The organism is Micromonospora phytophila (assembly GCF_023656545.1).
Classification (GTDB): domain Bacteria; phylum Actinomycetota; class Actinomycetes; order Mycobacteriales; family Micromonosporaceae; genus Micromonospora; species Micromonospora phytophila.
In genome coordinates this window covers 1-8,081 of record NZ_JAMOKF010000254.1, presented here as the reverse complement: position 1 = coordinate 8,081, position 8,081 = coordinate 1, and the positions used below count along the sequence as shown (strand labels likewise).

The 8,081-nt window shown below is 73.1% G+C and carries 11 protein-coding genes and 1 pseudogene; 3 read left to right on the top strand and 9 right to left on the bottom strand.

Annotated features, from left to right (window positions below):
* Positions 1-183, top strand: a pseudogene (locus NCC78_RS23565) (spermidine synthase); the annotation flags it as partial.
* A 67-nt stretch (positions 184-250) separates the two neighbouring features.
* Here the strand turns inward: NCC78_RS23565 and NCC78_RS23560 are convergent.
* Together NCC78_RS23560 and NCC78_RS23555 are read right to left on the bottom strand one after the other, a co-directional pair.
* Positions 251-1,552 carry an NAD(P)/FAD-dependent oxidoreductase gene (locus NCC78_RS23560; protein WP_250797111.1) on the bottom strand — a complete coding sequence of 434 codons (1,302 nt, stop codon included), beginning with the start codon at positions 1,550-1,552 and terminating at the stop codon, positions 251-253.
* Between the two features lie 63 nt (positions 1,553-1,615).
* Positions 1,616-2,737 carry a glycogen debranching N-terminal domain-containing protein gene (locus tag NCC78_RS23555; protein ID WP_250797110.1) on the bottom strand — a complete coding sequence of 374 codons (1,122 nt, stop codon included), beginning with the start codon at positions 2,735-2,737 and terminating at the stop codon, positions 1,616-1,618.
* An 81-nt stretch (positions 2,738-2,818) separates the two neighbouring features.
* On the opposite strand from NCC78_RS23555, the gene NCC78_RS23550 reads away from it, so the two are divergent.
* Together NCC78_RS23550 and NCC78_RS23545 are read left to right on the top strand one after the other, a co-directional pair.
* Positions 2,819-3,079: a hypothetical protein gene (locus tag NCC78_RS23550; protein WP_250797108.1), complete on the top strand. Its 261-nt coding sequence runs from the start codon at positions 2,819-2,821 to the stop codon at positions 3,077-3,079.
* A gap of 103 nt (positions 3,080-3,182) precedes the next feature.
* Positions 3,183-3,344, top strand: a complete 162-nt coding sequence (locus tag NCC78_RS23545) for a hypothetical protein (protein ID WP_250797107.1) — start codon at positions 3,183-3,185, stop codon at positions 3,342-3,344.
* 47 nt (positions 3,345-3,391) lie between these two features.
* Here the strand turns inward: NCC78_RS23545 and NCC78_RS23540 are convergent, their stop codons facing one another.
* The 7 genes from NCC78_RS23540 to NCC78_RS23510 all read right to left on the bottom strand — a co-directional run.
* The gene (locus NCC78_RS23540) at positions 3,392-3,925 is read right to left on the bottom strand and encodes a GNAT family N-acetyltransferase (RefSeq protein WP_250797106.1); all 534 of its coding nucleotides are present in this window, start codon (positions 3,923-3,925) and stop codon (positions 3,392-3,394) included.
* A gap of 123 nt (positions 3,926-4,048) precedes the next feature.
* A complete protein-coding gene (locus tag NCC78_RS23535) occupies positions 4,049-4,738 on the bottom strand; it encodes a poly-gamma-glutamate hydrolase family protein (protein ID WP_250797105.1) in 690 nt (229 codons plus the stop codon).
* 86 nt (positions 4,739-4,824) lie between these two features.
* Positions 4,825-5,118 (bottom strand): DUF6510 family protein, encoded by a 294-nt coding sequence (locus NCC78_RS23530; RefSeq protein ID WP_250797104.1) that lies wholly within the window; start codon positions 5,116-5,118, stop codon positions 4,825-4,827.
* Positions 5,119-5,134: 16 nt separating this feature from the next.
* The gene (locus NCC78_RS23525) at positions 5,135-5,881 is read right to left on the bottom strand and encodes a ferredoxin reductase (RefSeq protein WP_250797103.1); all 747 of its coding nucleotides are present in this window, start codon (positions 5,879-5,881) and stop codon (positions 5,135-5,137) included.
* Complete coding sequence (locus NCC78_RS23520) at positions 5,878-6,477, bottom strand: sulfite oxidase-like oxidoreductase (RefSeq protein ID WP_250797102.1); 600 nt, start codon at positions 6,475-6,477, stop codon at positions 5,878-5,880. Before NCC78_RS23520 ends, NCC78_RS23525 begins: the two co-directional genes overlap by 4 nt.
* A gap of 74 nt (positions 6,478-6,551) precedes the next feature.
* The gene (locus NCC78_RS23515) at positions 6,552-7,571 is read right to left on the bottom strand and encodes a TerC/Alx family metal homeostasis membrane protein (RefSeq protein WP_250797100.1); all 1,020 of its coding nucleotides are present in this window, start codon (positions 7,569-7,571) and stop codon (positions 6,552-6,554) included.
* Positions 7,572-7,790: 219 nt separating this feature from the next.
* Positions 7,791-8,081, bottom strand: a 291-nt coding sequence (locus tag NCC78_RS23510; protein ID WP_284706347.1) for a glycosyltransferase family 9 protein, incomplete at its 5' end; no start/stop codon positions are given.

Sequence of the window (8,081 nt, the reverse complement as noted above, 5' to 3'; positions counted from 1 at the left end):
GGCCGGCGGTACGGCAACGTCGTGCTCGCCGCCGCGCCGCGCGGCGGACGACTGCCGGTCGGTCGGCTGGCCGCCCGGGTGGCGAGGGATCCGGTGCCCGGCGGGGTGCTGCACGCGGCGACGCTGGACGCCTTCGTCGCCGGCGCCCGTCCCGCCACCGACGCCACCGTCGACCGGGCCTGACCGGCCCGGACAACGCGAGGCACCACGCGCGTCAGCGGAGGTGGACCTGGTAGGGCTCCACGTCGCCTCAGCGAGCGTGGACGGGGACCTCGGGCGAGGAGCTCTCCAGCGGGACGCTGTTCGCCGGGACCAGGCCGAGCTGGACCGCCGGGCGGGGCAACACCGCGTCGAGCAGCCAGTCCGCACCGACCCGGGCCCGGTTGCCCGGCATCGCCAGCAGGTGGTAACCGCGGGTGACCGCCTTGGCGGGCAGCCCCGACAGCGGCACGTTCAACGGGTTCGCCGCCGCGTCCTTGCCGCCGAGATCCACCACCCAGCCCAGCTCGTGGTGCTTGTACGGCCTGCGCCGCCCCTTGCCGTAGGAGGCGGCGATGTTCCGCGCGACCAGCGTGCCCTGCCGCTGCGCGTGCTGCGCGGTCATCGTGCAGATCTGCCCGGGGCGGGTCAGGTCCGGCACCGCCGCCGCGTCACCGCAGGCGTACACCTCGGGGAAGCCGGGAACGGTGAGGAACTCGTCCACCACCAGGCGGCCCCGCTCGGTGCGCAGTCCCAGATCGGCGACGAACGGGTCGGGCCGCACGCCGACGCACCAGACCAGCGTGCAGGTAGGCACGAAGTCGCCGTCGGTGAGCGTGACCCCGTCGGCCGTGGCCACCGCGACCGAGGTGCCCAGCCGCACGTCCACGCCGCGACGGCGCAGCACCCGGTCGGCGGTGCCCGACATCCGCTGGCTCATCTCGGGCAGGACCCGGGGCGCCACGTCGAGCAGCAGCCACCGGGGGCGGATCTTGAGCCGGGGTCGCTGGGCCACCAACCGGTCGGTGAAGAGCTGGCCGTGCGCGGCGACCTCGGTGCCGGTGTAGCCGGCGCCGACCACCACGAAGGTGGACCGGGCCTCCTGCTCGGCCGGGTCCTCGGCCTGCTCGGCGAGCTCGATCTGCCGGATCACGTGGTCGTGCAGGTAGAGCGCCTCGGGCAGGCCGCGGAAGCCGTGGGCGTACTGGGTCACCCCGGGGATGGGCAGCAGCTTGTTGACGCTGCCGACGGCGAGCACCAGCCGGTCGTACGCCAGCCGGTTGCGGTCCCCCTCCGGCTGGCGGAAGCCGATCCAGCGGTTCTGCAGGTCGACGTGGTCCGCCTCGCCGATCACCACCCGCACGCCGTCGAGCGTCCCGGTCAGCGGCACGGAGATCCGCGTCGGCTCGACCACGCCGGCGGCCACCTCCGGCAGCAGCGGCAGGTACAGGAAATAGTCGGTGGAGTTCAGCACCACGATCTCGGCCCGGCCCCTGGCGAGCCGGCTCAACGTCTTCGCCGCGTGGTAACCGGCGAACCCGGCCCCCACGATCACCACACGAGGTTTTGTCATTCCGGCCCCGTTCCCCCCGAAAGCCGGGACAAACGTGGCAGTTCGGGCAGCTCCTCTGGCCGGTCACATCACCGGGGCGGCAGCTCGCCCAGGTGCCGTCAGTCCGTCTCCAACCGACCTCGTGCAGGATCTTGCCGGGCTCCTCGTCGGTGAAGTCGTCGCAGCTGTCACCGCGCAGCCGGGCCAGCGCGAGCAGCGCCCCCTGGCCAGGGCCGGCCCCGCGACCAGGGTCTGGTACGCGGTGATCAGCGTGTCCCGGCCGAAGACGGTGAGGAACCAGGGCAGGCCCGCGCCGGGCAGCATGATCCGCTGGCCCTTGACCTCCAGGTCGAGCCGGAGTGCCGAGAGGTCGTCGCGCGACTGCCGGGCGGCCCGCTCCAGCGCCTGGCCGTCGCTGCGCAGGACGGCACGGTCAGCGGTCCACCGGCGGAGCGGGTCGTCGGCCCGCTGGTGGATCACGTCCGCGATGTCTCCCCGGACCGGCTCCACCACACCCATCCCGGGTGGCAGTGGCACGTCCAGGTCCACCCGCCAGAGCGCCTTTGGCGGCAGCTCGAACTCCCAGACCAGCTGGTCACCCTCGACCCGGTCGGCCGGCGGGGAGCAGCAGACCCGGGTACGCGAGGCGAAGTCCTGGTTCTCGTAGGAGAAGCAGAGTTCGGAACCGGCCGGCTCGTGGCTGCGCACGATCTGCCCCGACCGGTCCCGGACGCCGGACTTGACCTCGAACAGGTCGGCGAAGTCGGCGGCGACGGCGAGGCGCAGCTGCACCTGGACCGGTTCGGGCCGGAACGACACCATCTCCACCCGTTCGTGGAAGCCCTCACTGACGTAGCGCAGCCGGCGGACCCCCAGGCTGTTCGTCGGCAGGCCGGGCAGCTCGGGGTTGGTCAGCACGTGCTGGGCCGAGTAGTGGTCGATCGTCTCGGCCCGCAGCACCAGCAGCCGGCCGCCGTTGACCGAGAGGACCCATCCGCTGAGCAGCCGGGTGTCCAGGTGAACCAGCCCGCCGATGCTGCCGGGTGGCACGTCGCCGGTCGAGTCGGAGTACATGAAGGTGGGGCCGCTGAGCACCGCCATCGCGTCCGGGCCCATCTCCGGCGGCATGGCCCGCTGGTCACCGACGTCCCGGGCGGCGGCGGGGCCGGGCGCGGGATCGGCGGGTGTCGGACGCACGGCAGCCATGTGCCCCACCGTAGGCAGCGCGGTCACCGTGGGTCATCACCCGCTCCGGGTGAAAGTTTCACCGGATTCATGGTCGAGGATATGGACATCGCGGTCGTCGTCACCACCAACCTCACCAACGACACCACGTTGCGCTGGCAGCGCGGCGACGAGCCGGACCTGGCCGGCTACGAGGTGCTGTGGCGGGAGACCACGGCCGCCGAGTGGCAGCGGGTGATCGCGGTCGGCGACGTCACCGAGGCGACCATCGACCTGTCCAAGGACAACGTCTCCTTCGGCGTCCGGGCGGTGGGCCGGGACGGTCACCGCTCCCCCGTCGCGTTCCCCCGGCCGGGCAGCTGACCGCCGTCGCCGGTTCACCCGGGCCGGGTGGGGCCGCCTCACCCGGCCCCGGCGGACGGTGGGGGCGCTCGTCCCACCCGCCGTCGAAATGGAGGACAGCGTCATGAGCATGCCGATGTCCAACGACCAGCGACAGCCGATCTACCTGCGGCAGAGCGGCCGCACACAGCTCACGCCCCGGCAGCGGCGGCGCGTCGAGCAGAAGCAGGGGCGGTTCGAACGTCTGAGCATGCAGCGACCCGAATCACGCCGCCCGGGGCGCTGAGTCGGCGGGGCGGCGGAGATCACCCGCTGCCCCACGCCCGACGAGGGTCAGGCTGCGCCGGCTCCGTCGGCGGTGATCGCCCAGCGCTCGTGGTCGCGCCACGCCCCGTCGATGTACAGGTAGTCCGGGGAGTAGCCCTCCAGCCGGAAGCCGAGCCGGCGGGCCACCCGGCGGGACGGCTCGTTGCCCGGCTGGATGTTCGCCTCCAGTCGGTGCAGCCCGAGCGCCGTGAAGGCGTGCGCGACCACCAGCCCGATACCGGCCGAGGCGTGCCCGGTGCCGCTGTACGGCAGGAAGGCGGCGTAGCCCAGGTAGCCGCCGCGCAACGCGCCCATGATGATCCCGCTGATGTTCACGTAGCCGGCGATCGCGCCCGAGGCGCGGTCGCAGATCAGGTAGCCGGTGTGGTCGCGGCGGCGGATCCTGCTGAGGTAGGCGGCGTACTTCGCGGGGTCGTCGGGGGCGGCGAGCCAGGGATGGTGCAGGTCGCGGCTGCGGCGGGCCGCCGCGACGAACTCGGCCTCGTCGCCGGGCCGGGGCCGACGGATGCCGACCGCCGCGGCGGTACGCAGATATCTCACGGCGGACCACTCTCGCCGCCCGGACGAGCGTTGTCCACCCGGTTCGGGCCGCGACAGCCGGCCCGCCCGACTATGACCCCGCTCGGCCGAAGATGCCGTACGGCCGGCCCGGCGCAGGTCCGGTCAGCCGGCCACCCGCCGGGCGACGGCGGCCCGGGTGGCCGCGACGAAGGTCCAGAACAGCGGCAACGTGGTGTGCTTGCGCCGCGCCCGGGTGTTGGTGCCGAACATGGCGTTGCGCAGCGGCGTGGTGAGCTCCAACTGGGCGCCGGCGCCGGAGAGGTTCCGGTTGACGATGTTCCGCGGCGAGACGCCGGCCAGCTCCGCAAAGGCGGCGCCGTCCAGCGCCGGGATGCCGACCGCCGCGTACTCCTGCAACAGGTGGGCCTTGAGCGTGGCGTCGAGCCCGCCGACCACGACGGCCTGGCCGGTGTCGGGGAGCCCGGCCTGACCCGGTTTGCAGCCGTGCAGGGAGAGCGAGTACACGGCACCGCCGCAGAGCGCCTCCGCCTGAGGGTCGTCGCAGCTGGTGGAGGTGACGTGCAGCAGCCGGTTGTCGGTGGAGCGCAGGCCCTCGAACATCCAGTAGTCGTAGCGCGAGCTCGCTTCGGCGATCGGCGCGAGGGTCTCCGGGTGGTACCCGGCGACGGCGAGGCACAGCTCCGAGGTGCCGACCTCGATGTCGCCGCCGTGCGGGGCGAGCACGGTCGTCACCGGGCACCCGGCGGCGCCGTCGTCCCTTGCCCGGTGCCGCCGGAACCGGCGGCGGTAGTCGACGCCCTCCGCGAACGGTCGTCGCCCGGAGCCCGCCATGGCCGTCCTCCCGTGATCGTCGCGGCCGAGGCTGGCGAGCCGGCCACGGCGGCACAGCCCCGACCGGACGCTGCCGGCAGGCGACCTCAGAGCGGACGCGGGTGCGGCTGGTCCAGTGGCATCGGCACCTGGAGGTAGGTGACGCCGCGCAGGTCCAGCCAGGCCCGGTCCGGCGAGCGGACCAGCCGCAGCATCACCCCGGCGCAATTCGGGCAGCGCCCGACCAGGCCGGGGGCGTGCGGGTAGACCTGCAGGGCGGCCATCGGGCCGATCATGCCGCAGTGCTCGCACCGCCCGGTGGCGGTGCTGAGGTCGACGGCGAACAGCTCCCGCAGCGGGCCGTCGAGCATGTTGCCGTCCAGGTAGGACATGTCGGTCATGGTGTCTCCTCGACGCTCAGCCGGTGGGCCCGAACCGTTCGGTCTTCACCCGCCGGGGCTGGTGTCCGAGGCCAACCAGCAGGTCCGCCACGGTCTCCACGAAGCCCGTGGGGCCGCAGACGTAGCAGAGCGGCTCCAGGTCGGGCGGCCAGCCGTGGGTGTTCACGTCGGCCAGGCCGATCCGGTGCGGCTCGCCGCGCCAGCCCTCGGGCGCCTGGCGGGTGTACACGTGTGCCACGTCGAGCCCGAGGTCGTCGCGGACCCGGCGGCGAAGCTCGTCGGCGTAGAACACGTCGGCGGGGGTGCGCACCGAGTAGAGCAGCCGGAACGGCACCCGACTGCCGGCCGCCCGGCGGCTGCGCACCATCGCCATCAGCGGCACGATGCCCGAACCGCCGCCCACCAGCAGCACCGGCGCGGTCTCCTCGGGCCGCCAGACGAACCAGCCGCCGACCGGCCCGCGCACCTCCACCGGGTCCCCCTCGGCCCAGGTGTCGATGAGATACGGTGACACCTCGCCGTCGTCCACCCGTTGCACGGTCAGCTCGATCCGCCCGCCACCCGGTCCGTCCACGGCCGGCCCGGCCAGCGAGTACGACCGGGCGGCCCGGTAGCCGTCGGGAGCGGTCAGCCGCACGTCCAGGTGCTGTCCGGGCAGGTGCCCCGGCCAGCCGGGCACCTGAAGGACCAGCGACTGCGCGGTGGGCGTCTCCACCCGGCGCTCGACGAGCCGGGCTTCCTGCCACCGCAGCGGGGCGGTCAATCGCCCTGGTACCGCTGCTCACGCCACGGGTCACCGTAGTCGTGGTAGCCGGCGGTCTCCCAGAATCCGGGCTGGTCGGTGGTCGTCAGCCGGATGCCGCGCACCCACTTGGCGGACTTCCAGAAGTACAGGTGCGGCACCAGCAGCCGGGCCGGGCCGCCGTGCTCGGCGGGCAGCGGGGCACCGTCGTAGGTGTGCGCCACCCAGGCCCGCCCGCCGCGCAGGTCGGCCAAAGGCAGGTTGGTGGTGTAGCCGCCGTACGAGTGGGCCTGCGCGTAGTGGGCGGCGGTCCCGATGCCCTCCAGCAGGGTGTCCAGCGAGACGCCCTGCCAGCTGGTGCCGAGCTTCGACCAGCGGGTGACGCAGTGGATGTCCACCGTCGGGGTGTCCTGGGGCAGCCCCCTCAGCTCGTCCCAGCTCCAGCGGTACTCGACGCCACCCTCGGTGGAGATCACGAACTCCCAGGTGTCCAGGGACACCCTCGGCGTCGGGCCGGCGGAGAGGACCGGGAAGTCCTGGGTCAGGTACTGCCCCGCCGGCAGGGCCGGCTCCGCGGAGCGGGGCCGGCCCTGGAAGCCCGGTGACACGATTCCCATCCGTCAGTCGTACCACCTCGGGTGCGACGCCGAGGTGCGGTCGGCCGGACCCGACCACGACGGGTGAGGGGCGCTCACCGGTGCTCGACGGGGACGTCCTCCTCGGCCGGCGCGGTCCCCCGGGTGGCCCCCAGGCTGGTGAGGGTGACGACCACCAGGACACCGATGATGACGCCCAGGGAGGCCAGGGTCGGGATCTCCGGCACGCCGGACCAGATGCCGTGCGCCCAGTGCAGGCCGAGCTTGACGCCGATGAACGCCAGGATGACGGCCAGGCCGTAGCTGAGGTGGACCAGGCGGCTGAGCGCGGCATGCAGCACGAAGTAGAGCGCCCGCAGCCCCAGCAGGGCGAACGCGTTGGTGGCGAAGACCAGGTACGGGTCCTCGGTGATGCCGTAGACGGCGGGCACGGAGTCGACGGCGAAGACCACGTCGGTGGCGAGCACCGCGACCGTGACCAACGCCAGCGGGGTGAGCGCCCGCCGGCCGTTCTGCCGGACGGTCAGCCGGGTGCCCTGGTACTCCTCGACGACCGGCATGAACCGGCGCAGCAGCTTCACCGACCGCATCTTCGAGATGTCGACCTCCTGCTCGTGGCCGGAGACGGCGTCGCGCAGCAGCTTGACCGCGGTGGCGATCAGGATGACGGCGAAGAGCAGGAAGGCGAAGTCGAGGGTCTGCAGGGCGGCCGCGCCGAGGGCGATGAAGACCGCGCGCAGCACCAGCGCGCCGGCGATGCCGTAGAGCAGCACCCGCTGGGCGAGCGCCGCGGGCACCGCGAACGCCGCCAGCAGCAGCATGAACACGAAGAGGTTGTCGACGGAGAGCGACTTCTCCACCAGGTAACCGGTGAGGTACTCCACGCCCTGCTGGGAGCCGTAGCGGGACCAGATCCAGGCGCCGAAGGCGAGCGGGAGGGCCACGTAGAACGCCGACCAGCCCAGCGCCTCCCGGATCGACACCTCGTGCGGGCGGCGGGTGACCAGGAAGTCCAGCACCAGCAGGGCGAGCACGCCAGCGATGGTGACGCCCCAGAGGGTCGGGGTGCCCACCGATTGGATGTCGGTGGCAGCAAGGTACGACAGTTCGCTCATGGAGCCTCCTCGAACACGGTGTCATGTTCGAGGTCTCCTTCACCCACGTTCCGTGGGCAACCACCCGAGGCGTGCTCCGGGGCCCGCCGTACTGACCGGAATGGTTCGTGGGAAGTACTCCCCTCGTGCGACAAGGTTAGGTCAGGCTGACCGGTGCGCCAAGCCGCCGCGTCGGACGGTCACCGGGGGCCGGGTGCGTTCCGTTTCGAGAGTGGGACGTCAGCCGGCGGTGACCGCGGCGAGGACGGTGTCGACGCCGAGGTCCGTCATGCAGGCGGGGCCCGTGACGTCCAGCGGGCAGCGCGCCTGCCACCAGCAGGGCTGCTCGGTGATCGCGGTGGGCAGCCGGTGCGGGCAGCCGGGCAGCCCCTGCAGGTCGGTGCCGCCCATCCCGTACCGCCGGGCGTCGGTCGGGCCGAACAGCGCCACCGTCGCGGCCCCGGACGCGGCGGCGAGCCGCACCGGCCCGGTGTCCGGCCCGACCACCGTGCCACCGCGTCGGGCGACGGC

Coding starts and splice junctions, on each gene's coding strand:
- NCC78_RS23560 (WP_250797111.1), bottom strand. CDS start 1,552: ATGACAAAACCTCGTGTGGTGATCGTGGGGGCCGGGTTCGCCGGTTAC.
- NCC78_RS23555 (WP_250797110.1), bottom strand. CDS start 2,737: ATGGCTGCCGTGCGTCCGACACCCGCCGATCCCGCGCCCGGCCCCGCC.
- NCC78_RS23530 (WP_250797104.1), bottom strand. CDS start 5,118: ATGACCGACATGTCCTACCTGGACGGCAACATGCTCGACGGCCCGCTG.
- NCC78_RS23535 (WP_250797105.1), bottom strand. CDS start 4,738: ATGGCGGGCTCCGGGCGACGACCGTTCGCGGAGGGCGTCGACTACCGC.
- NCC78_RS23515 (WP_250797100.1), bottom strand. CDS start 7,571: ATGAGCGAACTGTCGTACCTTGCTGCCACCGACATCCAATCGGTGGGC.
- NCC78_RS23545 (WP_250797107.1), top strand. CDS start 3,183: ATGAGCATGCCGATGTCCAACGACCAGCGACAGCCGATCTACCTGCGG.
- NCC78_RS23520 (WP_250797102.1), bottom strand. CDS start 6,477: ATGGGAATCGTGTCACCGGGCTTCCAGGGCCGGCCCCGCTCCGCGGAG.
- NCC78_RS23550 (WP_250797108.1), top strand. CDS start 2,819: ATGGACATCGCGGTCGTCGTCACCACCAACCTCACCAACGACACCACG.